Source organism: Duganella sp. Leaf61 (assembly GCF_001421905.1).
GTDB classification, from domain to species: Bacteria; Pseudomonadota; Gammaproteobacteria; order Burkholderiales; family Burkholderiaceae_D; genus Rugamonas; species Rugamonas zoogloeoides.
In genome coordinates, this window is sequence record NZ_LMLM01000030.1 from 266774 (window position 1) to 292336 (window position 25563).

Below are 25563 nucleotides of genomic sequence, written 5' to 3' on the forward strand. Positions count from 1 at the left end.
AATAACCGGGGCGATCTTACCACGCGACCTGGCGGCGATATGGCGCAAATGCTACGAGGCGATGCCGACGGCAGCGTAAAATATCCGCAGCACCGCTCTTTGCACATAACCGCCAGCCCATGCCCCCGACATTGCCCGCCTCTCCCCTCGACGACATCGGCTTCGACACCCTGTTCGACGCCGCGCCCGCTCCCTGCCTGGTGCTGTCGCTCCAGTTGACCATCCTGGCTGCCAACGCCGCCTACCTGGCTGTTGCATGCCGCGACCGCGCCAGCATCGTCGGCCTGAATATTTTAGACGCGTTTCCCGACAACCCGGACGATCCGCACGCCGACGGCGTGGCCAATCTGCGCGTCGCTGCAGCGGGTGCTGGCCACCGGCCGGCGCGACAAGATGGCCGCGATGCGCTACGACGTGGCGCCTGAAGCTGGCGGCACCAACTTCCTGCCGCGCTACTGGCGGTCGGTCAACACGCCGGTGCTGGCCGCCGACGGCAAAGTGCGCTGCATCATCCAGTCGGTGGAGGAAATGACCGCGGCCTTCCTCACGCGCGGGCGCGGCATGCGCGAGGTGCTCTCCAACCTGACCGACGTGTTGCGCGACCTGAAAACGCCCGAGGACATCGGCTACCAGGCCGCCGCCATTCTCGGCGATGCACTGGGCACCAGCCGGGTGGGCTTCGGCACCATCGACACGGTGCGCGACACCCTGCACGTGGTGCGCGACTGGTGTGCGGACGGCGTCGAAACACTGGCGGGGCAAACCGAATTGCGCCACTACGGCCACTTCATCGACGACCTCAAACTGGGCAAGCTGATCGTGATCGGCGACGTCGATCAAGATAGCCGCACCGCGCAGGCGGCAGCGGCCTTGCGCGAGCGCAGCGCCGGCGCTTTTGTCAATGTGCCGGTGGTCGAACATGGGGCCCTGGTCGCCGTGCTGTTCGTCAACAACGCGGCCGTGCGCGACTGGTCGGTGGAGGAACTGCTGCTGATCAAGGAGGTGGCAGCCCGTATCCGCACGGCCAGCGAGCGCCTGCGCGTGACTGCCGCGCTGCGCGAGAGCGAGGCGCGCTTTCGCCTCATCACCGAGGCCATGCCGCAGATGGTGTGGTCCAACCTGCCCGACGGCTACAACGACTACCACAACGAACAGTGGCACGGTTTTACCGGCGCCCCGCGTAACGCCACCGACGGCCACCGCTGGAGCGAGATGTTCCCCCCGGACGACCGCGCGCGGGCGTGAGAACTGTGGCAGCACTGCCTGCGCACCGGCGACACCTATGAAATCGAGTACCGGCTGCGCCACCACAGCGGCGCCTACCGCTGGGTGCTGGGCCGCGCGCTGCCGCTCGACCTGCGCGACGTGCTGCACCACGCCGTGGAACAGGCGCAGCCGACGATCGACGCCCGCCTGCACCGGCTGGTGCTCGACCTGGCGCCCGGCGCCACGCTGGTGCTGGGCGACCGGCTGCGGCTGGTGCAGGTGGTGGTCAACCTGCTCAACAACGCCGCCAGGTACACGCCGCCCGGCGGCGCCATCACCCTGGCGCTGGCGGTGACGGACGGCCAGGCGCGTATCGAAGTCACCGACACCGGCACCGGCATCGAGCCGGCGCTGCTGCCGCACGTGTTCGACCTGTTCATCCAGGCCAAGCGCACGCCCGACCGCCAGCAGGGCGGCCTGGGACTGGGCCTGGCGCTGGTGCAGCGCATCGCCGCCCTGCACGACGGCAGCGTGCGCGCGTTCAGCGACGGCGCCGGCCTGGGCAGCCGCTTCGTGATCACCTTGCCGGTGTTGTCAGCGTTGCCGGGGGCCGACACGGCTGGTTGAAACAAGCGCGCGCCGATTCTGGTATTGTCGATATGGGAATGCAAACATTGTCCCGTATCCGGTGCCGCAACCGCGCACCGGTCTCACTAATCGACCTGAACGGAGAATCACGATGGCTTATGAATTACCGCCTTTGCCGTACGCGTACGACGCCCTCGAACCGCATTTCGATGCGCGCACGATGGAAATCCACCACACCAAGCACCACCAGACCTATGTCACCAGCCTCAATAACGCAGTGAACGACGCCGGCATCGAGCCAGTGGCGGTCGAAGAACTGATCAAGGACATCGGCGCCCTGCCCTCAGCGGCGCAAACCGCCGTGCGCAACCACGGTGGCGGCCATGCCAACCATGCGCTGTTCTGGACCGTGCTCAGTCCCAAGGGCGGCGGCGAGCCGACCGGCAAACTGGCAGACGCCATCAATAACGACCTGGGCGGTTTCGAGCGGTTCAAGGAACAATTCATCAAGGCGGCGCAAACCCGCTTCGGTAGCGGCTGGGCCTGGCTCACGGTGGGCAAGGACGGTAAATTGCTGGTGGAAAACAGCGCCAACCAGGACAGCCCGTTGATGGGTGAATTGGTCGGTTTGTCGGGCGGTACGCCCATCCTCGGCCTCGACGTATGGGAACACGCGTACTACCTGAACTACCAGAACCGTCGTCCCGACTACATCTCGGCCTTCTTCAACATTATCAATTGGGAAGAAGTAGCGCGCCGTTACGAGCAAGCTGTTACTTCCTGATCAACGGTTGCATGTAACTTTTGAGGGCAAGCCAACGAGGAACCGCCGTGTTCGCTCCTAGCCACCCTTTATTATCGCCTGGCAGGCATGCGCGCGCGACCGTCACTTGCATCACACTATATAATGGACATAATTTTAACAGTCCAGCAGGCGCTGCTTTTCGCAACCGCCTGATCCTTCGATGAATTTAAGCGCACGAAACAATGTCAAGATTCATGGAGGCGATGGCCTGCCCACCATGATCATGGCCCATGGCTTTGGCTGCGACCAGAGCATGTGGCGGCACCTGGTCCCCGAATTCGCCAGCCGCTATCGCGTCGTGCTGTTCGACCTGGTGGGCAGCGGCAGCTCCGATCTGGCTGCCTACGACCGGCAAAAATATGGCTCGCTGCAAGGCTATGCCGACGACCTGCTCGAACTGATCGACGCGTTTGCCACCGGCCCGGTGATTTTCGTGGGTCACTCCGTCAGCGCCACCATCGGCGTGCTGGCGTCGAACCTGGCGCCGGAAAAATTCGCGTCGCAGATCATGGTCGGTCCGTCGCCGCGCTATATCGACGATGACCCGTACCGCGGTGGTTTTTCCGAAGAAGACATCGCCGACCTGCTCGACACCATGGAAGCAAACTATCTCGGCTGGTCCAGCACCATGGCGCCCGCCATCATGGGCGCGCCCGACCAGCCGCAACTGGGCGAGGAACTGGCCAACAGTTTCTGCCGCACCGATCCCGCGATTGCCAAGCATTTCGCCCGCGTGACGTTCCTGTCCGATCACCGTGCCGACTTTGCCCGGTCGCGCACCCCGGCACTGATCCTGCAATGCAGCGATGACCTGATCGCACCGGTGGCAGTAGGCGAATTCATGCACCATGCCATGCCCGACAGCACGCTGGTGATAATTGCCAATCACGGCCACTGCCCGCACCTGAGCGCGCCCGATGCCAGCATCGCCGCCATGCAGGCATTTCTTTCACCGCCACCGCCCACGGCATGATCGCTGCGGCGCCGGCGGCGACAGACAGGTGGGACGATACCCCATGCGGCCTGCTGGTCGTCGGTGTCGATGGCGTCATCGTGCGCGCCAACCTCACTGTATGCCGCTGGCTCGGTTATGAGCAGGCCGAACTGGTTGGGAATAAACGGTTCTCCGAGCTGATGCCGATGGGCGCGCGGGTATTCCTGCATACCCACTGGACGCCGCTGCTGCAAATCCAGGGCTCGGTCTCGGAAGTGCAGCTGGACCTGTTCGACAAGCAGCGGCGCCGCCTGCCAATGATGCTCAGCGCCATCCGGCGCCAGCATGACGGCGTGATCCACGACGAGATCGCGCTGCTGGTGGCCACCGACCGCAAACTGTACGAGCGCGAATTGCGCGCCCAGCGCGAACGCGCCGAAGCCGCCACCGCCGAGCTGGCCATGGCACAGGCCCAGCTCAGCGCTGCCAACGCAGCGCTGTCGCTGCAGCATCGCCACAAGGACGAGTTCCTGGCCACGCTGGCACATGAACTGCGCAACCCGCTTGCGGCCATGCACAACGTCATCGAGATACTGCGGCTGCGGGCACACGCAGCGAACGGCAGCGATCGCCCCACCGAGATCCTGGGCCGGCAGATTGCGCAGATCACGCGCCTGGTGGACGACTTGCTCAACGTCTCGCAGATCGGCCAGGGCAAGGTGTCGCTGGCAATGGTGGCTACCGACATTATCCCTACCCTGCGCCACGCGGCCGACGAGGCGCTGCCGGCCATGCTGACGGCCGGGCAGCACCTGACGGTGGACCTGCCGGCGCAGCCGCTGCGGGCAATGGTGGACCCTGCACGCCTGACGCAAATCCTCGCCAACCTGCTCAACAATGCCAGAAAATACAGCCCTGCCGGCGCCGCCATCGCGCTGCGGGCTGGCACCCGCGACGACCGGCTCTGGATCGAGGTCAGCGATACCGGCATCGGCATCGCACCGGAACAACTGGCGCTGGTTTTCGACAAATTTCTACAGCTGGCGCCCGGCCTCGACCTGGCCCAGGGCGGACTGGGCATCGGCCTGTCGCTGGTCAAGGGGCTGGTGGAGCTGCACGGCGGCGACGTCTCCGCCCATAGCGACGGCGCCGGTGCCGGCAGCCGTTTCACGGTCTGGCTGCCGCTGCTGGACAACCGCACCAGTTGAGGCGTGGCTGGACCACCACAGCGCCAACACTTTCCGCTCGGAAATAAGCTAGAATGAGGCACCGCCGCAATTGCGGTACCTTTTTGCGGCCCCATCCCCGCCGCCTTTAGCGTTTCCAGCAAATATCCCAATCCATGCCGCCCCGGTCTCATCGGCGCGCGGCGGCAGGCCGCCTGCCGATCAGGCAACCGGGAACGCACTTAACATATCTACAAAGGTGGTCCTGTGAAACTCGGCAACTTGAAAATCGGTGTCCGGCTCGGCTTGTTGTCCGCGCTGTTCTTTATCGCCCTGTTGATCGTGGGCGTCGTCGGCTGGCGCGCAGTTGACGCGGGCAATACCCGCGCCAGCGCAGCCATGGCGCGCCTGGTGGCAATGGCCGAGGCCAGCGACACCGCGCGCAGCGCCCAGGTGGCATTCAAGATCCAGGTGCAGGAATGGAAAAACATCCTGGTGCGCGGCGACAACCAGGACACACTCGACAAGTACCGCACCGCCTTCATCAAGGGCGGCAATACTACCCACGCCGAACTGGCGAGACTCGACGCCATGCTCGACAAGCTGGCCATCGCCACGCCGATGGTGGACGATGCCCTGCGCACCCAGGAAGCGCTGACCCAGCGGTACCTGGCGGCACTCGAACAATTCGACCCGGCCCAGGCGACATCGGCCGACAAGGTCGATGCACTGGTCCAGGGCGCCGACCGCGAACCGACCCGCAAGATCGACGACATCGTGGCCTATATCGGCAAGCAGGCCCAGGAATTGACGAAACGCATCGAGGCCGACAATGCGGCGGCGCACCAGCGCGCCACGCTGACCATCGCCCTCGCGCTGGCGCTGGTGCTGGCGGTCGGCTCGATCACGGTATTGTGGCTTATCCGCAGCATCACGCTGCCGCTGTACGCGGCGGTCGCCGTGGCGCAAACGGTGGCGGCCGGCGACCTGCGCACCGAGGTGCGCGCCGACACCACCGACGAAATCGGCGACCTGCTGCAAGCGCTGCGCCAGATGCAGGACAACCTGTCCGGCATCGTGGGCCGGGTGCGCGACGGTACGGTCGCCATCCACGCCGCCTCCACCGAAATCGCCACCGGCAATCTCGACCTGTCCTCGCGCACCGAGCAGCAGGCCGGCGCGCTGGAAGAAACTGCGGCTTCGATGGTGGAACTGACCAGCACCGTCAAGCAGAACAACGACAACGCCAGCGCCGCCGGCGAGCTGGCCGACAGCGCCTCCGCCATCGCCGTCAAGGGCGGCCAGGCGGTGGAACAGATGGTCTCCACCATGACCGCGATCAGCGCCTCGTCCAACAAGATCGTCGACATCATCAGCACCATCGACGGCATCGCCTTCCAGACCAATATCCTGGCGCTGAACGCTGCGGTGGAAGCGGCGCGCGCCGGCGAACAGGGGCGCGGCTTTGCCGTGGTGGCCACCGAGGTGCGCAATCTGGCGCAGCGCTCGGCCACGGCAGCGCAGGAAATCAAGGCGCTGATCAACGACTCGGTGGGCCGCATCGCCTCGGGCAACGACCAGGCCGCAGTGGCCGGCGCCACCATGGGCGACGTGGTGGCCAGCGTGCAGCGGGTGACGGCGGTGATTGCCGAGATCACGGTGGCGGGCCAGGAGCAGACCGAGGGCATCGCCCAGATCAGCTCGGCCATCAGTCACATGGACGGCGTCACGCAGCAGAACGCTGCGCTGGTGGAAGAAGCGGCAGCGGCGGCCGACGCCCTGCAACAGCAGGCAGCAGCGCTGACCGAGGCAGTGGCCGTGTTCAAGCTGCGGGCGTAGCTGCTCCCGGAGCGGCAGGAAACGCTACCACCACCCGCAAGCCGGTTGGCGCCAGCGGCGCCATATCGAAGCTGACCGTGGCACCGGCCTTGTCGGCCACCGCCTTCACGATCGCCAGGCCCAGGCCCGAGCCGGTGGCTTCGCCGCTGCCCAGGATGCGGTAAAACGCGTGGAACACCCGCTCGCGCTCGGGCTTGGGGATGCCCGGGCCGCTGTCATCGACAATCAGGTCCACGCCAGCCGCGTGGCGGCGGAACGCTACATCGACGCGGCCGCCAGGCGGCGTGTAGCGCAGCGCGTTGTCAACCAGGTTTTTCACCAGCATGTGCAGGTCGAGCGGTGCGGCGGCCACTTGCGCGTCGTCGGTGCTGAGCACGCCGAGGTCGATGCCGCGCTGCTCGGCCAGCGGGTACAAGTCTTCGATCACTGCGCGCACCACCTGCTGCAACGATACCGGCGCTGGCGCGGTGAGGTCCGGCGCGCCCTGCTGCGAGCGGGCCAGCGCCAGCAACTGGTCGAGCATCACGCGCGTGCGCTGCAGGCCGGCGGCCAGCGTCTGCATGCGCCGGCGCGCTTCGTCCGGCATATCGGCAGCCGCCAACCGTTCCGTTTGCAGCGACATGGCCGTCAACGGCGAGCGCAGCTCGTGGGCGGCGTCTGCCACGAAGCGGCGCTGGGTTTGCATCGCCACGTCCACCCGCGTGAGCAGGCGGTTGATTTCGGCCACCAGCGGCTGCACCTCGTCGGGCAGGCCGGCGGCGTCGAGCTGGCGCAGGTCGTAGTGGGAGCGGCGGCCCGCCTCGTCGGCTACCGCACGCAGGGGTCCGAACAGTTTGCGGATCAGCCAGTGCACCAGCAGCGGCAGCAGCAACGCCAGCAACCCGAACGGCACCAATGCCCGCCAGGCGTTATTGATCGCCACCGCGTTGCGCACGCGGGTTTGCTGGGCCACGGCCAGGCGTACCCCGCTGTTATCGGTGCGCACGAACACGCGCCATGAATCGCGTTCCATGTCCACCGTTTGCAGGCCATCGACCAGCGGCGTGGAAAACACGGGCAGGCCGTCGGCGGCCTCGGGTTCGCCCGGGGTGGGATTGAGAAAGCGCACCACGATGCGTTCGTCGAGCGTGATGCCGCTGATCTTCTGGCGCGCGGCCAGCGTAACGGGCCCTGTTTGCAGGCGGCCGATCAGGTGGGCGATCTGGCGCAGCTGCTTGTCCTGGGCGATGTGGGCATCGTTCCACGATGCGATCAAGGTGAACATGGCGGCGCTGCCGGCCATGAGCACCACGGCCAGCGCGATGGTGGCCGACAGCCGGTACTGGAGCGAGGTGCTCATGGCGTCTTGGAGACCATCCAGCCCACGCCGCGCACGTTCTTGATGGCGTCGGCGCCGAGTTTTTTGCGCAGCGCGTGGATCAGGAATTCGACCGCGTTGCTTTCCACTTCCTCGTTCCAGCCGTAGATGCGGTTTTCAAGTTCGCTGCGCGAGAGGATGGCGCCGGGCCGCACCATCAGCGCCTGCAACAGCGCGAACTCGCGGCCGGTCAGGCGCACTTGCCGCCCTTCGCGGCACGCTTCGTGGGTGGCCGGATCGAGCGTGATGACGCCGTTGCCCAGGTTGGGACCGACAGCGGCCGCCTGGCGCCGGGTGACGGCGCGCATGCGCGCCAGCAGTTCCGACAGCGCGAACGGTTTGACCAAATAGTCGTCGGCGCCGCCGTCCAGGCCCGCCACGCGGTCCTCGGTGGCGTCGCGCGCGGTGAGCACCAGTACCGGCACGCCACGGCCGGCGGCGCGCAGCGTGTGCAGCACCGACATGCCGTCGCGCCGGGGCAGACCCAGGTCGAGCAGCACCATCTGGTATGGATTGCAGGCCAGCGAATCGAGCGCGGCGTCGCCATCGACCACCCAGTCCACGCCATAACTGGCCTCGCGCAGCGCCTGCTGGATCGCATTGCCGATCATGTCATCGTCTTCCACCAACAGCACCCGCATCGCATCCCTTCGATTTCCGCGCCGAATGGCGGCACAAGCGCGGTATTTTAACGGCTTCGTTCATCGAACGTCCGCTAAGTGACTGCTAAGTGTGCGTGCCTACCATCCGGACGTTGTTATTCCAGCCCGGGCCCCGCTGCATGAAAAGCATGAAACTACTGAAGCCGTTGATTTTTTCGTTGATTTGCCTGGTGGGCCTGCAAGCGCCCGTCGATTCGTATGGCGCCGAGTCGCGCCAGAAACAAAGTTCCGGCAGGACTACAAAGGCGAAGGCCACCAAGGCGAAAGCCACCAAGGCCAGCAAGGCCAAGCCGGTGAAAGTCAGACGGGTCCAGGCTGTCAAGCCGCTGCGCCAGCGCAAGATGGCGCAGGCGGTGGCCGCCTCGCAAGCCCCCAACGCGGCGCACCTGGCGGCGCTGCGTTCGAGCGCGGTGGTAATCATCGATCCGAAGACGCAGGACGTGCTGTACCAGAAAAACCAGAACACGGTGATGCCGATCGCCTCGCTCACCAAGCTGATGACGGCGCTGGTGGTGCTCGACGCCAACCAGAGCATGAGCCAGCAACTGACAGTGACCAGCGCCGACGTCGATCGCCTCAAGTATTCGACCTCGCGCCTGCAAGTGGGGACCACGCTGTCGCGCACGTCGATGCTGCACCTGGCGTTGATGAGTTCGGAAAACCGGGCCGCATCCGCGCTGGGCCGCAACTACCCCGGCGGCACCCGCGCCTTTGTCGCCGCGATGAACCGCAAGGCCCGCGCACTGGGCATGCGCAACACCCTTTACGTGGAACCGACCGGCCTGTCGAGCGCCAACGTTTCGACGCCAAGCGACCTGGCAAAACTGGTGATTGCTGCCGAAAAGAGCGCCCTGATCCGGCGCTACTCGACCGACCACCAGTTCAGCATCCGCCAGGGCCGCAGCACCAGCGTGTACCACAACACCAACCGCCTGACCGCAAGCAGCAACTGGCGCATCCGCCTGCAAAAGACCGGCTACATCTCGGAAGCCGGCCGCTGCATGGTGCTCTACACCATGGTCAACAACCGCCCGACGGTAATGGTATTTCTCAACTCCCAAGGCAAATACTCGCACGCAGCCGATGCCAACCGGGCGCGGTCGTGGCTGGCGGGGTATCGGGGTGCCAAGGTGCAGCGAGCGGTAAAGCGGCGGCAATAACGCCGCTTCACCTTAGAAGTAGTACCCCGCCTGCAAATTGATCCGGCGGCTATAACCGGGATGCTCGGCCGAGGTCGCGCCGAGGCCGCCGAAGTCGGGCGAGATGTATGGGTGGTGCTTGCCCAGCATGAAGTCGGCGGAGAACGACCATTTGCCCGCCGAGAAGCTCAGGCCCGTAACGTTTTGCGCCGAGTCCTTGTAGCCGCCCACGCGCTTGTGCAGCATGCTGTAATCGTTATAGACCTTGAAGCCGGAAAACGGTCCCACCTTGCCGCCGAGGTCGTAGCTGGCGTTGGCGATGTAGATGTCGCCTTTCGATGCCACCGGGTACGGGTAGCCGAAGCCGCCGATCATGACGAAGCTGTTGGCGTCCAGGCCGCCGTAGGTCTGAGTTGCTTCGTGACTGGTGTGGTAGTCGTAGCGCATCGCTTGCAGCATGACGTTGACCGGCCCCGACTTGCCCTTGAAGTGCACCGCGAACGCGTTGCGGCGGGTGTTGACGGCGCCGTTGGCGCGCGCTTCGTTGCGGATCTCGCCGGTCAGCGCGGAGACGCCCACCTCGTGCTGGCCCTGGTCGCCCACCTTGAAAGCCAGGCGGCCGATAAGGGTGTTGCGCTCGGTGTCGCGCTGGCCGGTGCCAAAGCCTTGCGCGTCGTCGTCGGCAACGATGTTGTACGAGTAGCGGTTGGCCGAGGGTGCGGTGTTGCTGCCGCCGCCATACGAGCCGCCATCGCGCGGGTAAAAGCCCAGCTGCCATTCGACCGGACCCGGCTTGCTGAGATAGGTCACACCGAGGTCGTACTTGTCTTCGAAGCCGGCGTAAAACGCGATCGACTCGTAGAAATTGTTCGATGCATACGGTTGCAAGCCGAACAGGTTCTTGTCCACGCCAATGTGCAGCTCGCTCTTGTCGGCAAAGCGCCGGCCGATCCAGCCGTGGTGCAGGAAGTGCTGCCAGTAGCCGCCCTGGCCTTTCGGGAAATTATTGTAGCGATACTGGGCCGAACCGAGGTTGGTGCCGTCGTCGTAGTTGACGTCCAGCCGCGCGGTATCCAAACCGAAGAAGCCGTTGCGATACTCGTCCTGCCAGCTTTTGTACACGTAATTGAAGCGGATGGCGCCGCCCACGGTGAGGGGCGAAGCGCCCGCGTCGGCCGCCATGGCAACACCGCCGGGCAATAGAAGGGTAGCGGCCGCTGCGCATGCGCACCAGCCTTTGACATTTTTCGACAACATATTATTTCCTTTAAAACGGTGGCGGCGCTTCCTGTGCATCGATCTGCCATTGGCCCGAACAGGTGCGCAACTTGGCTGCGCGCCGGGACCGGAAGCTGTTGCGGGTGGCTTCGATAGCCTGCGCCCGCTCCGCCTGGAACGAAATCCCTGCCGTGCGCTGGATAGACCGGGTGTAAACGCCGGTCGCGCGGGTCAGTCACTGCACCGTGACCAGTGCAGGCATGGTGAACAAGGCCTGCCGCGAGCGAAACGAGCGATCGGATCGCAGCATGACTACTGACAGAAGTTGGCAGGAGGGGCCGATATAGTACCACCGGTCGCGACCATTACCCCGTCCGGTTGACCGGCAGATACCGGCCCGTAACACTCATCACCAAGGAGAATCTTGCATGTCCATCAAGTCCGTAGCCCATATCAACCTGCGCGGCGCCGCCCGCCAAGCCCTTAACTTTTACCAGGCGGTATTCGGTGGCCAGGCCACGCTGGTCACCTACGGCGACGGCGGCATGCCCCACGATCCGGCCGATGCCGACCTGCTTATCTGGGGCCAGGTCATGGCCGACAGCGGCTTTTGCGTGATGGCCTTCGACGTGCCGGCAGCGATGCCGTGGGACCCGGGCCAGAACGCCTACTACGTTTCCGTGGGCGGCGACAGCGCTGACGAGATCGCTGGTTACTGGGCCAGGCTGGCCGAGGGCGCCACCGTCATCGTGCCGCTGGCGCCATCAAAGTGGTCGCCGCTGTACGGCATGCTCAAGGACTGCTTCGGCGTGACCTGGGTGCTCAACGTCGCTATTGCGCCAACCGGGCAAGCTGACTTCAATTGAGAATGATTCTTGTTCTGCCTTGAAGGCATGCCAGCGACCAACCACCTGCCCCAGCCGGACATCGGCGCCCTGTACAGCGACCACCACGGCTGGTTGCAGGGCTGGTTGCGCCGCAAGCTGGGCAATGCGGTCGATGCCGCCGACCTGGCGCAGGACACCTTCATCCGGGTGCTGAGCAAGCACGAAGCGCCCGACGTGCTGGTGCCACGCGCCTACCTGAGCACCATCGCGCGCGGCCTGGTGGCTGATTTTTTCCGCCGCCAGGACCTCGAACGCACCTATCTCGACACCCTGGCGGCGCTGCCCGAACAGCACACGCCCTCCTCCGAGACGCGCGCCCTGATCCTCGAAGCCTTGAGCGCCATCGACGCCATCCTCGACGGCATGAAGCCGGCCATGCGCCAGGCGTTTTTACTCTCGCAACTGGAAGGCCTGACCTATCCGGCGATCGCCGAACGGCTCGGCGTGTCGCTGCGCACGGTGAATACCTATATGGCGGACGCCATCGCGCACTGCCACCGGGTGGCGCCCGGCATGGACTCGGTGCGCGCCATGATGCAGGCGATCCCGCCGCACATCGGCGCGCCGGTGCTGCAGGCACCGCTCAAGGGCCGGCGCCAGGCGCTGCGCGGGCTGGCGTTGCTGGCCTCCGGCGGCGCCATCGGCTACGCAGTGTATGGCAGCGTCGATGACGCCGCGCCGTGGCGGGCGGCGCTGGCCGAATACCGCACCGGCGTCGGCGCACAGCGCACAGCGCACAGCGCAGCGTGCGCCTGGCCGACGGTTCGCTGCTGATCCTCAACACCGACAGCGCGGTCGATGTACGCTTCGACGCCGGCCAGCGCACGGTGCCGCTGCGCAGCGGCGAGATCGTGATCGAAACCGCGCACCGGCCGCACGCGGGCGCGCCGCGCGATACGCGGCCGTTCGTGGTGCAGACCGCGCACGGCGCCATGCGGGCGCTCGGTACACGCTTCACGGTGCGCCACGCACCCGAGTCCACCACGCTGGTGGTGCTCGAACACGCGGTGGCCGTGCGCCATGCCCGTGCGTCGCTGCAAACGCCGCCAGTGCTGGTGCACGCGGGCCCGCGGCACTGGGCACGTGGGACATGCGGCGCGCCGAAGTGGATGTATCGGGCCCGCTCAACGCCAACGGCACCGTGCGTGGGCGCATGGTGGCGGCGCACCAGCAAAGCGACAGTTTTATCAATTACTACTCGCAAAAGAAGCAGGTGCTGTATGGGATCGTGGAGGCGGACCTGGCGCCAGGCACTCTGGTGTCGGCCGGCGTCGACTACACCCGGTCCGATCCGCGCGGCGTGTCGTTCGCCAGCTTCCCGCTGTTCTGCAGCGACGGCGGCCAGACCGGTTTTCCGCGCTCGGTCAACCCCGCTTCGCGCTGGAGCAGCCGCAAGCAAAATACCTTGAACGCGTTTGCCACGCTCGAACACAAGCTGCCGTCCGACTGGAGCGTCAAGCTGGCGCTCAACCACATGTACAGCGAAACCGACCGACGACCTGGCCGTGATCGTTGGTGCGCGCACCAGCAACTACCGCTACCACTACACCTTTGATTACCTGCAGCCGGGCTACGCCGACCAACTGACCGAATACCGGGCCTCCGGCGAGGTCACGCCGTATGCGGGCGTGGTGTACACGGTGACACCGGACCACCCGCTATACGCCAGCTACACCAGCATCTTCAAGCCGCAAAGCGTGCGGGATCGCAACGGCGTGGGACTGGACCCGCGCGAAGGAAAAAGCTACGAAGCGGGCTGGAAAAGCGCGTGGCTGAACCGGCGCGTGGATGCGGCTGTGACCATGTTCGAAACGCGCCAGGACAACCTGGCCGAACGCGATCCCGGCCAGGTCGTTCCCGGCAGCCTGAACCAGCCGGCTTACCTGGCCGTGGCCGGCGCCAGAACGCGCGGCATCGACCTCGAAGTGACAGGCCAGCTGGCGCCGGGCTGGAACCTCAGCACCAGCTTCAGCCACAGCACCACCGAGGACAGCAAGGGCGTACGCATCGCCACGGCCGCGCCGGTGAACCTGTTCAAGCTGTGGACCACGTACCGCCTGGGCAGCGCCTGGCAGGGCCTGACCATTGGCGGCGGCGCCAACCGCCAGAGCAGCATGCACTTCACCGCCACACCGTGGCAGTTGGGCAAGGCGGTCACGGCGCGCCAGCAAGGCTACACCATCGCCAACCTGATGGCGCGCTACCAGTTCAACCCGCGCGTGGCACTGACGGTCAACGTCAACAACCTGTTCGACAAAACCTACCTGAGCTCGCTCGATACGACGTTCTACGGCGGCTACTTCGGCGATCCGCGCACAGCACCATCGTAAAAAGTTTTGTCGATGGTGACTTCGTCATCCTGCACGTCCACGCCGTACGCGAGCCTGGCACGCGTGGCAACGCCATCATCGATATTTTCAAACTGGAAAACGGCAAAATCGTCGAACACTGGGATGTGACCCAGGCCGTGCCGGAGCGCACTGCCAGCGGCAACCCGATGTTCTAGAACAATCGGCTTACCCTTTGAACAACTCCAGTACTGCGCTCTGCACTGCCGATCCATTGCGCAGATGTGCACTACAATGTACTGTTGTTAGCACATTTTGTCGTGTTTCGAATCAGGAGGTGCACGTGGGAACCGTACATAAGACCATCACGTTAACGGATCAGCAGGATCTGTGGATCAAGGCCCAGATCGACGCGGGAAATTTCGCCGATGACAGTGAGTACATCCGGGATCTGATACGGCGGGAGCAGGAACGCAGTGCCGAGCTGGATGCAATCCGCGAAGCGCTCGTTGCAGGTGAAGAAAGCGGCGAACCGCAGCCGTTTGACGCTGCCGAGTTCAAACAGCGCATGCTGGCGACTCATGGCTGAATATCGGCTCAGTCCCGCTGCAGCGCGGGACATGGAATCGATCTGGAGTTATACATTTTAGCGGTGGGGCCAAGACCAGGCCGACCGTTATGCCGATCTGCTGACCGCAACCTTCGCCGAGCTAGCCATAAAGCCGAAGATGGCGCCGGCATGCGATCATATTCGACCTGGCTATCGGCGCCGCAGCGTCGGTCGGCACATCGTATATTTTCGCATCAGCGATTACGGCATTGCCATTATTCGTATCCTGCATAGCAAAATGGACGCCGCCAGCCGCCTTTAACAAGGTTATCCATGGCGATAAGTGGGGTAATACGGCCAGCATTTATTAGGAGACCTTATAACGCGCCGTCATCGGTGGTAAAGTCTGATGCCATGGCACAAAACAATCTCAATGACATCCTCGCCTTCATCGCGGTCGCGCGCGAAGGCAGTTTTACCAAGGCGGCGGCCAGGCTCGGTGTGTCGCAATCGGCGCTGAGCCAGACCGTGCGCGCGCTGGAACAGCGCCTCGCCCTGCCGCTGCTGGTGCGCACTACGCGCAGCGTCTCGCCCACCGAGGCCGGGCTGCAGATCATGGCCAATATCGCCCCGCATTTCGAGGAAATCGAAGCGCAACTGGCGTTGCTGGGCGAACGCCGCCTGAAGCCGGCCGGCACCATTCGCGTCAGTGCGGGCGAGCACTCGGCTCTGACCATTTTGCAGCCGGCGCTGAACAAGCTGCTGCCCGACTACCCCGACATCCGCCTGGAAATCCACTCGGAAAACCGCCTGACCGACATCGTCGCCGAACGCTACGACGCCGGCGTGCGCATGGGCGACCAAGTGGACAAGGACATGATCGCCGTGCGCATCAGCGCCGACTTGCGCTGGGCCGTGGTGGGGTCGCCCGGCTATTTCGCGCGGCGCCCGGCGCCGCAGGTTCCAGGCGACCTGACCGAGCACAACTGCATCAATATGCGCCTGCCCACCCACGGCGCGATCTATACCTGGGAGTTCGCCAGGGATGGCCGCGAGGTCAAGGTCAAGGTGGACGGGCAACTGGTGTTCAACAACCTGGCGCTGCGCATCCAGTCGGCGCTCGACGGCCTGGGTTTGGCTTACATTCCGGAAGACCAGGTGCAGCCGCACATCGACGCCGGCCGGCTGGTGCGGGTGCTGGATGACTGGTGCCCCGCCTGCCCCGGCTACCGCCTGTATTACCCGAGCCGGCGCCACCCGTCGGCCGCGTTTACCCTGTTCCTCGACGCGGTGCGCTACCAGCCTTAGCGGGACGCTCGCGGCCGATAAAGGCCAGCACCAGCAGCAAGCCATTACCAGCAAGCCGGCGGAACAGGCCAGCTTGGCTAATGTGAAGCATCGGGGCGGGCGGCCTCATTGGCGCACCGCTCGATCAACTCCTGGTACAACTGCGGTTCGCTGGCTTCGAGCTGCTTGAGGGCATCGACCGCCGTGTGCAGCACGGTCGACGCATGGATCTTCTTGATCTCGTTGATATCCTCTACTGCCTTTTTCACCTTGTCGAGTACATCGACATCGACCGCCTGTTGTTCCGCCAGTTTGATGACCAGTTCGTTGAGCCAGCCTATCTGCTTGCCGTAACTGGCCACCTCCGACACCACTTGCTTCTCGATCCCCGCATCGCCGGCGAAATTGAAGGTGGGAGAAAACCACGGCAAACTGATGCGCTGCATAACGTCGCCCGACAGCGGCAGCTTGAACAACCAGAATGGATCGAATTCGGTAGCCATGATTCCTCCACGTGAGTGTTGAAAAAAAATCAAATGACTCTGCATTCTAGTTCAACGATCGGCGCTACCCCTGGCGCAGCCGATCATCAACTTGACCCATGCCAAAGCGCGTCGCGCGGTGTGGATCCGCGCAAAAAATCGGCCACATTGTCGAGCGCGCGATGGCCCATCGACGTGTGCAGGCCTGCGTCGGCGGTGGTATGGTGGTTCAGGCGGCCAGCTTGACCATTTCGCGATACAGGTCGGCCTTGCCCTCGAAACCGATGCCCGGCAATTCCGGCAGCAGGATGTGGCCGTTATCGACTGTCACGCCGTCGGGGAAGCCGCCGTAGGGCTGGAACAGGTCGGGGTACGACTCGTTGCCGCCCAGCCCCAGGCCGGCCGCGATGTTGAGCGACATCTGGTGGCCGCCGTGCGGGATGCAGCGCTTGGGCGACCAGCCGTGTTCGCGCAGCATGTCGAGCGTGCGCAGGTATTCGACCAGGCCGTAGCTGAGCGCGCAGTCGAATTGCAGCCAGTCGCGGTCCGCGCGCATGCCGCCGTAGCGGATCAGGTTGCGCGCGTCCTGCATCGAGAACAGGTCTTCGCCGGTAGCCATCGGGTTTTTATAGTAGTTGCGCAGCGTGGCTTGCAGTTCGAAGTCGAGCGGGTCGCCCGGCTCTTCGTACCAGAACAGGTCGTACTGCGACAGCGCCTTGGCGTATTTCACCGCCGTGTCGAGGTCGAAGCGGCCATTGGCGTCCACCGCCAGTTTCTGGCCGTCCTGCAGCACGCTGAGCACCGAGTCGATGCGGCGCAGGTCTTCGTCAAGGTCGGCGCCGCCGATTTTCTTTTTCACCACCGTGTAGCCGCGGTCGATATAGTTGCGCATCTCGTCCTTGAGCTTGCCGTGATCCTGGCCCGGGTAGTAATAGCCGCCGGCCGCATACACGAAAATCTTGCGGTCGGCCTGGCCGTTGCCGTAGCGGTCGGCCAGCAGCTGGAACAGCGGCTTGCCTTCGATCTTGGCCACCGCGTCCCACACTGCCATGTCGATGGTGCCGATCGCCACCGAGCGCTCGCCGTGGCCGCCCGGCTTTTCGTTGGTGAACATGCAGTTCCAGATTTTATGGGGATCGAGATTGGTGCCGGCATCGTCCACCAGGCTGGCCGGGTCGGCTTCCAGAATGCGCGGGATGAAGCGCTCGCGCATCAGGGTGCCCTGGCCGTAGCGGCCGTTGGAATTGAAGCCGTAGCCGATCACCGGCTTGCCGTCGCGGATGACGTCGGTGACCACGGCCACCAGGCTCAGGGTCATCTTGCTGAAGTCGATGTAGGCGTTGCGGATCGGGGAGCTGATCGGAACGGTTTTTTCGCGGATTTCTACGATTTTCATGCGGTTCTCCTGTCAAAGTGAAACCAGTCTACTCTTGAATTACACTAGTAAAATTCACCTGAATTGAAACCTTTATTCACTTTAAATGAAAACTGATGAATGAAAACTGACTCCGCTCCCGACCTGACCTTTTTCGTGCTGCTGGCCAAGCTGGGCAGCATGAGCGCCACCGCCCGGGAGCTGGGTGTCACTCCGCCGGCCGTCACCAAGCGTTTGAGCCTGATGGAGCAGCGCCTTGGCGTGCGCCTGGTCAACCGCACCACCCGCCGCATCAGCCTGACCAACGAGGGCGAATCGTACCTGGCGCAAGCCTCGCACATCCTGCACCAGATCCGCGAGATGGAGGAGTCGGTCGCCAGCGGGCGCGCTGCGCCCAAGGGCCTGCTGCGGGTAAACGCGACGCCGGGTTTCGGCCGCACGCGCATCGCGCCCATCGTCTCGCGCTTTGCCCATGCCTACCCGGAAGTGGAAGTGGAACTGCACCTGACCGACCGCCCCATCAGCCTGGTGGAAGAAGCGTACGACCTGGCGATCCGCTTCGGCGAGCTGCCCGACACGCGCCTCACCGCCCGCAAGCTGATGGCCAACCGGCGCTTTTTATGCGCGTCGCCCGGCTACATCAGAAAGGCGGGCGAGCCGCACACGCCGGCCGAACTGCACCGCCACCGCTGCATCCTGCATCGCCAGAACGACGACGTGTACGGCAGCTGGCGCCTGCAAAGGGGCAAGGTGGAAGAACTGGTGAAGGTGCGCGGCGCCGTCTCCAGCAACGACGGCGACATCGTCATGCTGTGGGCACTGGCCGGCCACGGCATCGTCCAGCGCTCCGAGTGGGACGCCGCCAGGTACCTGGCCAGCGGGCGCCTGCGGCAGGTGATGCGCGACTACACCCTGCCCGACGCCGACCTCTATCTGTATTACCTCAGCCGCCAGAACCAGCCGGCCAAGGTGCGCGCGTTTATCGACTTTATCGCCGGCGAATTCGAGCAGGCATCAAACCTCGCCTGATGCTTCAAGCTGCGCAACGTGCGCCAGCCAGCGGGCCACGGTGTCCAGTTCGGCCGCAGAGAAGCCGTCCGCCAGCCGCACATTGAGCTCCTTGAGCACGGCGCCGGCCTGCACGCTGGCTTGCGCGCCGGCGGCAGTCAGTTGCAGACGCGTGAGCCGGCCATCGTGCGCATCGTTCACGCGCTCCACCAGCAAAGCCGCCTCCATGCGCTTGGAAAGGTTGGTGACCGCCGCCGGCGCCACTGCCAGCGCGGTCGCGATCTCGCCCACCGTGGCCTGGTTGCGCGAGGCCAGGAAGAACAGCAAGCCCGCCTGCGCCGAACTGGCGCCGTCCCACGCCTGCGGCCGGGTCTCGACCCAGCGCTGCAAGGCGCGCTGGGCGCGGTTGAGCAGGAACACCAGGCGCGGCCTGGCGCACTGCGCGCTCATGGCGCTTCCTTCGGCGCGGTTGCCTTCTCGCGCAGCCAGTCCACCACCTGTGGCCACAGCGACACGCCGGCGCGCTGGCGGAAAAACCCCATGTGACCGATGGCGGCCAGGCCGGCATCGCATGGTGCGACGTGGCGCCGCGCCACGCTGGCATTGACCAGCGGCGCCACCAGCATGCCGATGGCATGCGGATTGGCCCACGGATCGTCCGCAAAGCCCAGCACCAGCAGCGGAATGCGCACGCGCGCCATGCGCGCCTGCGCATCCATCGCCGGGTCGTCGAAGAAATAGCGGGGCAGCGCAGTCCAGCGACTCCATTGGCGCATCACGCCGGCCGGCAGATCCTCGCCCAGGCCCAGTTTGCGCGCGGGCATATAACCGCAAATGGTGGTGAGCAGCGGCGTAAGCACCCGCATCACGAACCGGATACGCAACCGCTCGGCCAGCCCGGTCACTGTAGCCGTCACACCCGCGTGGGAGGCCACCAGCACCGCGCCGTGCAGCAGGTTTGTTATGCTGTTCAGGGCCAGCGCGTGCCCGCCCAGGCTGTGGCCTACAGCCAGCAGCGGCAGTTCAGCAAACCGCGCGGCAGCCCAGCGCGTGACGGCGCCCACGTCATGCTCGATCCAGTCGGCCATGGTGACGTCCATGCCCCGCAGACTGGCCGGGCGCGAACGGCCGATGCCGCGATAGTCGTAGGTCACCACGCAAAAACCGGCTGCGGCCAGGTGGCGGGCGAACGGCTCGTAATAGCGCTGGCCGATGCCGGTGCCGGGGTGAACCAGCACCACGGCGACAGGCGCGGTGCTGGTCCACACGCTGGCGGCGATGGTTTGCCGGTTGGGCAGGACGATGCTGACGGATTCCATGAACCTCCCATTTTCGTTAACGTGTTAACGACTTTATAGCATGGTTTGACCGACTTGGTGAAATTGCCACAATCGCCGGCACCCGGTATCATGGCGCAGTTTTGGTGCTCGCGGTCGTCATCGGCCGCAGTTAAACGGGAAACACGCGTCGGGAGGCCGGCGGCAAACGTGTGCTGTCCCCGCAACGGTAAAACAGGCGCCAGCGCATTGTCACGATGCGCCGGCCGGTCAGCTCAATAGTCCACTGTGCAGTGAGGGTTTACTCGGCATGGGAAGGCGGGGTGATTTGTCCTGTTAGCCCGGATACCGGCCAGGACGGATGGAAGCAAGCGGCCGGGACCTGTCGTATTGGAGGAGCATGCATTGCCGGCACGGCCACCCGTGGCGCGTCAGTGCATCGCCCGCCCCTGGCTGCATTGCTTCTTTTTACTCGGCCCACGAGGATGGGCCGAAGAAAAAAGACCGCAATCCGGTCGCGACCTTGTCACCCAATGAAAACCACACCACGCATCACACCCCAACTGCTGCTGCCGGCGCTGCTGCTGGCCGCCCTGCCCGCGCTTGCCAATGCCAATGCCGCCGACGACAACCAGCCACTCCAGCAAGTCGAAGTCTCCGCCAGCCTGATCCCGCTCGGCGTGGCCGATTCCGCCAACCAGGGCACGGTCACCGCCAAGCAGCTGGAAAACCGCCCGCTGCTGCGCACCGGCGAACTGCTCGAAGCCGTGCCGGGCCTGATCGTCACCCAGCACGCCGGCGACGGCAAGGCCAACCAGTACTTCGCGCGCGGCTTCAATCTCGATCACGGCACCGACTTCCGCACCACCGTGATGGGCATGCCGGTCAATCTGCCCACCAACGCCCACGGCCAGGGCTACTCGGACCTGAACTTCGTGATCCCGGAACTGATCAGCACCATCCAGTACAAAAAGGGCACCTATTATGCCGAGGAAGGCGATTTTTCCGCCGCCGGCGCCGCCGCCTTCGACTACGTCAGGCAGCTGGAGCAAGGCTTGCTGAGCGTGGAAGCGGGCCAGCACCGCTTTCACCGCGCACTGTTGGCCAACGCCACGCCGCTCTCTGGCGGCACCCTGCTGTATGCGCTGGAGCGCGCCGGCCAGGACGGCCCGTGGGATACGCCCGAAGCTTACAAGCGCACCAACGGCGTGCTGTCGTACAGCTGGTCGCGCGCCGACGACGACGTGCGCGTGACCGCCATGGGCATGCACTCGTCGTGGAACTCCACCGACCAGGTGCCGCAGCGCGCGCTGGACGCCGGCCTGATTGGCCGTTACGGCGCGCTCGATCCCAGCGATGGCGGCGAGACTTCGCGCTACAGCCTCTCCGGCGACTGGACCCGCCAGTACGCCGATGGCCACAGCCATGTCAACGCCTACTTCATCAAGTCGCGCCTGGACCTGTACAGCAATTTTACGTATGTGCTGGACGACCCCGAACACGGCGACCAGTTCCACCAGGCCGAGAGCCGGCAAATCCTGGGCCTGAACGCGGAGCGCACCTGGCAGCACAAGCTGGGTTCCTTCGCGTCGGAGACCGCCATCGGCGTACAGCTGCGCCAGGATCGCCTGGCGCCGGTCGGCCTGTATCTGAGCGAAGAACGGCGCCGCCTGTCCACCGTGCGCGAGGATGAAGTGAAGGAGCGCAGCAGCGCGCTGTACGTCTCCAACAGCACCACCTGGACGCCGTGGCTGCGCACCGTGGCCGGCCTGCGCGCGGACCGCTACAGCTTCGACGTGGACAGCGACACCGCCGCCAACTCCGGCAAGGTCGATGCCGGCATCAACAGCCCAAAATTCACCGCTATTTTCACGCCCGGCAAGCACGCCGAGGTATACCTGAACTGGGGGCGCGGCTTCCACAGCAACGACGCGCGCGGCATCACCGGCACCGTCGATCCGAAGACCGGCCTGGCCGTGGACGCCGACGGCGCCGCCATCGAACGCGCCACACCGCTGGTCAAGGCCACCGGCAAGGAAGCGGGCCTGCGCCTGGTGGGCCTGGTGCCGGGCCTGCAAACCACCATCGCCGCCTGGCAGCTCGACCTCGAGTCGGAACTGATCTTCATCGGCGACGCCGGCACCACCGAAGCGGGCCGCCCCAGCCGCCGCCACGGCGTGGAGCTGACCAATTTCTACTTGCCTGCCAAGGACTGGATTATCGACGCCAACCTGGCCTGGTCGCAAGCGCGCTTCCGCGACCAGGACCCGGCCGGCGACTTCATCCCCGGTTCGATCAGCCGCACCGCGTCCGTCGGCGTATCGGGCGAATCGGGTCCGTGGTCGGGCGGCATGCGGTTGCGCTACTTCGGCCCGCGCGCGCTGGTGGAAGACGACTCGGTGCGTTCGCCATCATCCACGCTGGTCAACCTGAAGCTCGGCTACAAGCTGGCGGCCAATCTCAAGCTGACGGTGGAGGTGCTCAACCTGCTGAACCGCCGCGTGAGCGACATCGATTACTACTACGAGTCGCAACTGCCAGGCGAAGCGGCGCCGGTGGCGGACATTCATACCCATCCGGGGGAGATGCGGACATTGCGGGCGGGATTGGCCTGGCGGTTCTGACCGCGCAGCCGTAAAAAAACCCCAACCAGCCAGTGACGGCGGATTGGGGCTTTTATGCGGTAAGGATGCCGAGGCTTACGCCACCTTCACCGTATCGGCCACCGAGCTGAATTCCTCGATCTTGTCGAAGTTCATATAGCGGTAGATGTCGGCCGAGTTCGCATCGAGCACGCCGGTGTGCTGCATATACTCTTCGCGGGTCGGGATGCGGCCCAGCAGCGAGCACACCGACGCCAGTTCGGCCGAACCCAGGTACACATTGGTTTCGATGCCGAGGCGGTTCGGGAAGTTGCGCGTCGACGTCGACATCACGGTGGCGCCCTTGCGGATCTGCGCCTGGTTACCCATGCACAGCGAGCAGCCCGGCATTTCCATGCGCGCGCCGGTGCGGCCCAGGGTGCCGTAGTGGCCTTCGGTGGTCAGCACCTGCTGGTCCATCTTGGTCGGCGGCGCGATCCACAGGCGTACCGGGATGTCCGATTTGCCTTCCAGGACCTTCGAGGCGGCGCGGAAGTGGCCGATGTTGGTCATGCACGAACCGACGAACACGTCGTCGATCTTGGCGCCGGCCACGTCGGACAAGGTCTTCACGTCGTCAGGGTCGTTCGGGCAGGCGACGATCGGCTCGTGGATGTCGGCCAGGTCGATTTCGATGACGGCGGCGTATTCGGCGTCGGCATCGGGCGCCAGCAGTTCCGGCTTGTCCAGCCAGGCCTGCATGGCCTTGATGCGGCGCTCCAGCGTGCGCTGGTCGAGGTAGCCGTTGGCGATCATCCACTTCATCAGCGTGATGTTCGAGGTCATGTACTCGATGATCGGCTCTTTATCGAGGTGCACCGTGCAACCGGCAGCGGAGCGCTCGGCCGACGCGTCGGACAGTTCGAACGCCTGTTCCACTTTCAGCTGCGGCAGACCTTCGATTTCCAGGATACGGCCGGAGAAGATGTTTTTCTTGCCCTTCTTGTCCACCGTCAGCATGCCCTGGCGGATTGCATACAGCGGAATGGCGTTGACCAGGTCGCGCAGGGTGACGCCAGGCTGCATCGTGCCCTTGAAGCGCACCAGTACCGATTCCGGCATATCGAGCGGCATCACGCCGGTTGCTGCGGCAAACGCCACCAGGCCGGAACCGGCCGGGAACGAGATACCGATCGGGAAGCGGGTGTGCGAGTCGCCACCGGTGCCGACGGTGTCGGGCATCAAGAGGCGGTTGAGCCACGAGTGGATCACGCCATCGCCCGGACGCAGAGCCACGCCGCCACGGTTTTCGATAAAGGTTGGCAGTTCGCGGTGCATTTTGACGTCCACCACTTTCGGATAGGCGGCGGTGTGGCAGAACGACTGCATCACCAGGTCGGCCGAGAAGCCCAGGCAAGCGAGGTCTTTCAGCTCGTCGCGGGTCATCGGACCGGTGGTGTCTTGCGAGCCCACGGTGGTCATCTTCGGTTCGCAGTAGGTGCCAGGACGAATGCCCTCGCCTTCCGGCAGACCGCATGCACGGCCGACCATTTTTTGCGCCAGCGAGTAGCCACGGCCGCTATCGACCGGGTTTTGCGGCAGGCGGAACAGGGTCGAGGCCGGCAGGCCCAGCGCTTCGCGCGCCTTGGTGGTCAGGCCACGGCCGATGATCAGCGGAATACGGCCACCGGCGCGCACTTCGTCGAACAGCACGGGCGACTTGACGGTGAATTCGGAAATCACCACGCCGTCCTTGAGTGCCTTGCCGTCGTATGGACGCAGTTCGACCACGTCGCCCATTTCCATTTGCGTGACATCGAGTTCGATCGGCAGCGCGCCGGCGTCTTCCATGGTGTTGTAGAAGATCGGGGCGATCTTGGTGCCCAGGCACACGCCGCCGAAACGCTTGTTCGGGATGAACGGAATGTCTTCGCCGGTGAACCACAGCACCGAGTTGGTAGCCGACTTGCGCGACGAACCGGTACCGACCACGTCACCGACGTAGGCGACCAGGTGGCCCTTGGCCTTCAGTGCTTCGAGCTGCTTCAGCGGGCCGATCTTGCCCGGTTCTTCCGGGTTGATGCCGGGACGCGGGTTTTTCAGCATGGCCAGCGCGTGCAGCGGAATGTCGGGACGGGTGGTGGCGTCCGGTGCCGGCGACAGGTCGTCGGTATTGGTTTCGCCGGTGACCTTGAACACGGTGATGGTCAGGCTTTGCGGCACTTCCGGGCGCGAGGTGAACCACTCGGCGTCGGCCCACGATTGCAGCACTTCCTTGGCGCGTGCGCTGCCCTGGTCGGCCAGCTCTTTGACGTCGTGGAAGTAGTCGAACATCAGCAAGGTCTTTTTCAGACCTTCGGCAGCGATGGCGCCGACGACCGGATCGTCGAGCAGGTCGATCATCGGCTTGATGTTGAAGCCGCCCAGCATGGTGCCCAGCAGGCGGGTCGCCAGCTCGCGCGAGACCAGCGGCGACGTTTCCGCACCCTTGGCCACGCTGGCCAGAAACGCGCACTTGACCTTGGCGGCATCATCGACGCCGGCCGGTACGCGGTTGGTGATCAGATCGACCAGGAATTCTTCTTCGCCGGCTGGCGGATGCTTCAGGAGTTCGACCAGGTCCGACGTTTGAGCGGCGGACAAAGGCAACGCAGGGATCCCGAGGGATGCACGTTCAGCGACGTGCTGGCGGTAGGCAGCTAGCATGAAAAACTCTCATTCAGGGTGGATTGCAGGGACGCGGAGCACCGGAAACACCGGCATAAACGCGCGCTCGCCGCTATTGTACCTCAACAGGTCTTATATAAGACATATAATAGGAGACGCCGAAGGTTTACATCTTTGACGCAACATTTTCGGGATTGCGTCAATTTGACGCAGCGTTTGAAGTTCACTTCAGGCAGGTGTACACTG

Annotated in this window: 23 protein-coding genes, 4 pseudogenes and 1 riboswitch; of the genes and pseudogenes, 19 read left to right on the forward strand and 8 right to left on the reverse strand. The window is 64.7% G+C overall.

From position 1 onward, the window contains the following. Positions 1–119: 119 nt before the first annotated feature. From ASF04_RS21335 to ASF04_RS21365, 7 genes are all read left to right on the forward strand, one after another. Complete coding sequence (locus tag ASF04_RS21335; RefSeq protein WP_156368728.1) at positions 120–425, forward strand: PAS domain-containing protein; 306 nt, start codon at positions 120–122, stop codon at positions 423–425. Further along, the gene (locus tag ASF04_RS28340; RefSeq protein WP_229205152.1) at positions 394–1245 is read left to right on the forward strand and encodes a GAF domain-containing protein; all 852 of its coding nucleotides are present in this window, start codon (positions 394–396) and stop codon (positions 1243–1245) included. The genes ASF04_RS21335 and ASF04_RS28340 overlap by 32 nt, the downstream gene beginning before the upstream one ends. Before the next feature lie 18 nt (positions 1246–1263). Continuing rightward, positions 1264–1833: an ATP-binding protein gene (locus ASF04_RS28345; RefSeq protein ID WP_373922150.1), complete on the forward strand. Its 570-nt coding sequence runs from the start codon at positions 1264–1266 to the stop codon at positions 1831–1833. 112 nt (positions 1834–1945) lie between these two features. Then, entirely contained in the window at positions 1946–2578 is a 633-nt protein-coding gene (locus ASF04_RS21350; RefSeq protein ID WP_056146464.1) for a superoxide dismutase, read from the forward strand. Between the two features lie 181 nt (positions 2579–2759). Beyond that, positions 2760–3572, forward strand: a complete 813-nt coding sequence (locus ASF04_RS21355) for an alpha/beta fold hydrolase (RefSeq protein ID WP_056146465.1) — start codon at positions 2760–2762, stop codon at positions 3570–3572. After that, entirely contained in the window at positions 3569–4741 is a 1173-nt protein-coding gene (locus ASF04_RS21360; RefSeq protein ID WP_056146467.1) for a PAS domain-containing sensor histidine kinase, read from the forward strand. The genes ASF04_RS21355 and ASF04_RS21360 overlap by 4 nt, the downstream gene beginning before the upstream one ends. Positions 4742–4966: 225 nt before the next feature. Then, on the forward strand, positions 4967–6538 hold the full coding sequence (locus ASF04_RS21365; RefSeq protein ID WP_056146469.1) for a methyl-accepting chemotaxis protein: 1572 nt from the start codon (positions 4967–4969) through the stop codon (positions 6536–6538). Here ASF04_RS21365 and ASF04_RS21370 read toward each other — a convergent pair. Both ASF04_RS21370 and ASF04_RS21375 read right to left on the reverse strand, forming a co-directional pair. Continuing rightward, a complete protein-coding gene (locus ASF04_RS21370) occupies positions 6522–7877 on the reverse strand; it encodes an ATP-binding protein (protein WP_056146471.1) in 1356 nt (451 codons plus the stop codon). The two genes, ASF04_RS21365 and ASF04_RS21370, sit on opposite strands and share 17 nt — an antisense overlap. Beyond that, a complete protein-coding gene (locus tag ASF04_RS21375; RefSeq protein WP_019920086.1) occupies positions 7874–8536 on the reverse strand; it encodes a response regulator transcription factor in 663 nt (220 codons plus the stop codon). The genes ASF04_RS21370 and ASF04_RS21375 overlap by 4 nt, the downstream gene beginning before the upstream one ends. Positions 8537–8685: 149 nt before the next feature. On the opposite strand from ASF04_RS21375, the gene pbpG reads away from it, so the two are divergent. Then, positions 8686–9717 carry a D-alanyl-D-alanine endopeptidase gene (gene pbpG, locus ASF04_RS21380; protein WP_056146473.1) on the forward strand — a complete coding sequence of 344 codons (1032 nt, stop codon included), beginning with the start codon at positions 8686–8688 and terminating at the stop codon, positions 9715–9717. A 12-nt stretch (positions 9718–9729) separates the two neighbouring features. Here the strand turns inward: pbpG and ASF04_RS21385 are convergent, their stop codons facing one another. Continuing rightward, a complete protein-coding gene (locus tag ASF04_RS21385; protein ID WP_056146475.1) occupies positions 9730–10953 on the reverse strand; it encodes a hypothetical protein in 1224 nt (407 codons plus the stop codon). A 389-nt stretch (positions 10954–11342) separates the two neighbouring features. Here ASF04_RS21385 and ASF04_RS21390 point away from each other — a divergent pair, with 389 nt between their 5' ends. The 9 genes and pseudogenes from ASF04_RS21390 (at position 11343) to ASF04_RS21415 (ending at position 15947) form a co-directional block, all read left to right on the forward strand. Next, on the forward strand, positions 11343–11780 hold the full coding sequence (locus tag ASF04_RS21390) for a VOC family protein (protein WP_056146477.1): 438 nt from the start codon (positions 11343–11345) through the stop codon (positions 11778–11780). A 27-nt stretch (positions 11781–11807) separates the two neighbouring features. Further along, a pseudogene (locus ASF04_RS28350) lies at positions 11808–12311 on the forward strand (sigma-70 family RNA polymerase sigma factor); the annotation flags it as partial. 236 nt (positions 12312–12547) lie between these two features. Further along, positions 12548–12751 (forward strand): annotated as a pseudogene (locus ASF04_RS27020) (FecR domain-containing protein); the annotation flags it as partial. Between the two features lie 140 nt (positions 12752–12891). After that, complete coding sequence (locus ASF04_RS27785) at positions 12892–13356, forward strand: hypothetical protein (RefSeq protein ID WP_056146479.1); 465 nt, start codon at positions 12892–12894, stop codon at positions 13354–13356. Further along, positions 13307–14131 (forward strand): TonB-dependent siderophore receptor, encoded by an 825-nt coding sequence (locus ASF04_RS21405; RefSeq protein WP_056146481.1) that lies wholly within the window; start codon positions 13307–13309, stop codon positions 14129–14131. Before ASF04_RS27785 ends, ASF04_RS21405 begins: the two co-directional genes overlap by 50 nt. Further along, positions 14113–14307, forward strand: a pseudogene (locus ASF04_RS28355) (polyketide cyclase); the annotation flags it as partial. The gene ASF04_RS21405 and the pseudogene ASF04_RS28355, both read left to right, overlap by 19 nt. A gap of 125 nt (positions 14308–14432) precedes the next feature. Then, positions 14433–14678, forward strand: a complete 246-nt coding sequence (locus tag ASF04_RS27030; RefSeq protein WP_082488925.1) for a type II toxin-antitoxin system ParD family antitoxin — start codon at positions 14433–14435, stop codon at positions 14676–14678. A 73-nt stretch (positions 14679–14751) separates the two neighbouring features. Beyond that, positions 14752–14961: pseudogene (locus tag ASF04_RS28820) on the forward strand (type II toxin-antitoxin system RelE/ParE family toxin); the annotation flags it as partial. Between the two features lie 92 nt (positions 14962–15053). Further along, entirely contained in the window at positions 15054–15947 is an 894-nt protein-coding gene (locus tag ASF04_RS21415; protein ID WP_056146632.1) for a LysR family transcriptional regulator, read from the forward strand. A gap of 77 nt (positions 15948–16024) precedes the next feature. Here ASF04_RS21415 and ASF04_RS21420 read toward each other — a convergent pair whose 3' ends face one another. Further along, positions 16025–16429, reverse strand: coding sequence for a hypothetical protein (locus tag ASF04_RS21420; protein ID WP_056146485.1), 405 nt, complete (start codon positions 16427–16429; stop codon positions 16025–16027). 208 nt (positions 16430–16637) lie between these two features. Further along, on the reverse strand, positions 16638–17804 hold the full coding sequence (locus tag ASF04_RS21425; RefSeq protein WP_056146487.1) for a mandelate racemase/muconate lactonizing enzyme family protein: 1167 nt from the start codon (positions 17802–17804) through the stop codon (positions 16638–16640). Between the two features lie 99 nt (positions 17805–17903). Here ASF04_RS21425 and ASF04_RS21430 point away from each other — a divergent pair, with 99 nt between their 5' ends. Continuing rightward, a complete protein-coding gene (locus tag ASF04_RS21430; protein ID WP_056146489.1) occupies positions 17904–18812 on the forward strand; it encodes a LysR family transcriptional regulator in 909 nt (302 codons plus the stop codon). Here ASF04_RS21430 and ASF04_RS21435 read toward each other — a convergent pair. Both ASF04_RS21435 and ASF04_RS21440 read right to left on the reverse strand, forming a co-directional pair. Further along, a complete protein-coding gene (locus tag ASF04_RS21435) occupies positions 18798–19241 on the reverse strand; it encodes a MarR family winged helix-turn-helix transcriptional regulator (protein WP_056146492.1) in 444 nt (147 codons plus the stop codon). The genes ASF04_RS21430 and ASF04_RS21435 overlap by 15 nt on opposite strands. Further along, positions 19238–20110, reverse strand: coding sequence for an alpha/beta fold hydrolase (locus ASF04_RS21440; RefSeq protein ID WP_056146494.1), 873 nt, complete (start codon positions 20108–20110; stop codon positions 19238–19240). The genes ASF04_RS21435 and ASF04_RS21440 overlap by 4 nt, the downstream gene beginning before the upstream one ends. An 85-nt stretch (positions 20111–20195) precedes the next feature. Then, positions 20196–20440, forward strand: a riboswitch (cobalamin riboswitch). A gap of 161 nt (positions 20441–20601) precedes the next feature. Here ASF04_RS21440 and ASF04_RS21445 point away from each other — a divergent pair. Beyond that, positions 20602–22692, forward strand: coding sequence for a TonB-dependent receptor (locus ASF04_RS21445; protein ID WP_056146497.1), 2091 nt, complete (start codon positions 20602–20604; stop codon positions 22690–22692). A gap of 75 nt (positions 22693–22767) precedes the next feature. Here ASF04_RS21445 and ASF04_RS21450 read toward each other — a convergent pair whose 3' ends face one another. Next, positions 22768–25356, reverse strand: coding sequence for a bifunctional aconitate hydratase 2/2-methylisocitrate dehydratase (locus tag ASF04_RS21450; RefSeq protein ID WP_056146499.1), 2589 nt, complete (start codon positions 25354–25356; stop codon positions 22768–22770). Positions 25357–25563 lie beyond the last annotated feature (207 nt).

What these genes read in the sequence shown, in the direction of transcription:
- ASF04_RS21370 (WP_056146471.1), bottom strand. Translation starts at nt 7,877, where the DNA reads ATGAGCACCTCGCTCCAGTACCGGCTGTCGGCCACCATCGCGCTGGCC.
- ASF04_RS21390 (WP_056146477.1), top strand. Translation starts at nt 11,343, where the DNA reads ATGTCCATCAAGTCCGTAGCCCATATCAACCTGCGCGGCGCCGCCCGC.
- ASF04_RS27785 (WP_056146479.1), top strand. Translation starts at nt 12,892, where the DNA reads ATGCGGCGCGCCGAAGTGGATGTATCGGGCCCGCTCAACGCCAACGGC.
- ASF04_RS21415 (WP_056146632.1), top strand. Translation starts at nt 15,054, where the DNA reads ATGGCACAAAACAATCTCAATGACATCCTCGCCTTCATCGCGGTCGCG.
- ASF04_RS21355 (WP_056146465.1), top strand. Translation starts at nt 2,760, where the DNA reads ATGAATTTAAGCGCACGAAACAATGTCAAGATTCATGGAGGCGATGGC.
- ASF04_RS21450 (WP_056146499.1), bottom strand. Translation starts at nt 25,356, where the DNA reads ATGCTAGCTGCCTACCGCCAGCACGTCGCTGAACGTGCATCCCTCGGG.
- ASF04_RS21375 (WP_019920086.1), bottom strand. Translation starts at nt 8,536, where the DNA reads ATGCGGGTGCTGTTGGTGGAAGACGATGACATGATCGGCAATGCGATC.
- ASF04_RS21350 (WP_056146464.1), top strand. Translation starts at nt 1,946, where the DNA reads ATGGCTTATGAATTACCGCCTTTGCCGTACGCGTACGACGCCCTCGAA.
- pbpG (WP_056146473.1), top strand. Translation starts at nt 8,686, where the DNA reads ATGAAACTACTGAAGCCGTTGATTTTTTCGTTGATTTGCCTGGTGGGC.
- ASF04_RS21435 (WP_056146492.1), bottom strand. Translation starts at nt 19,241, where the DNA reads ATGAGCGCGCAGTGCGCCAGGCCGCGCCTGGTGTTCCTGCTCAACCGC.
- ASF04_RS21440 (WP_056146494.1), bottom strand. Translation starts at nt 20,110, where the DNA reads ATGGAATCCGTCAGCATCGTCCTGCCCAACCGGCAAACCATCGCCGCC.
- ASF04_RS21360 (WP_056146467.1), top strand. Translation starts at nt 3,569, where the DNA reads ATGATCGCTGCGGCGCCGGCGGCGACAGACAGGTGGGACGATACCCCA.
- ASF04_RS21420 (WP_056146485.1), bottom strand. Translation starts at nt 16,429, where the DNA reads ATGGCTACCGAATTCGATCCATTCTGGTTGTTCAAGCTGCCGCTGTCG.
- ASF04_RS28340 (WP_229205152.1), top strand. Translation starts at nt 394, where the DNA reads ATGGCCGCGATGCGCTACGACGTGGCGCCTGAAGCTGGCGGCACCAAC.
- ASF04_RS21335 (WP_156368728.1), top strand. Translation starts at nt 120, where the DNA reads ATGCCCCCGACATTGCCCGCCTCTCCCCTCGACGACATCGGCTTCGAC.
- ASF04_RS21430 (WP_056146489.1), top strand. Translation starts at nt 17,904, where the DNA reads ATGAAAACTGACTCCGCTCCCGACCTGACCTTTTTCGTGCTGCTGGCC.
- ASF04_RS21425 (WP_056146487.1), bottom strand. Translation starts at nt 17,804, where the DNA reads ATGAAAATCGTAGAAATCCGCGAAAAAACCGTTCCGATCAGCTCCCCG.
- ASF04_RS21445 (WP_056146497.1), top strand. Translation starts at nt 20,602, where the DNA reads ATGAAAACCACACCACGCATCACACCCCAACTGCTGCTGCCGGCGCTG.
- ASF04_RS21385 (WP_056146475.1), bottom strand. Translation starts at nt 10,953, where the DNA reads ATGTTGTCGAAAAATGTCAAAGGCTGGTGCGCATGCGCAGCGGCCGCT.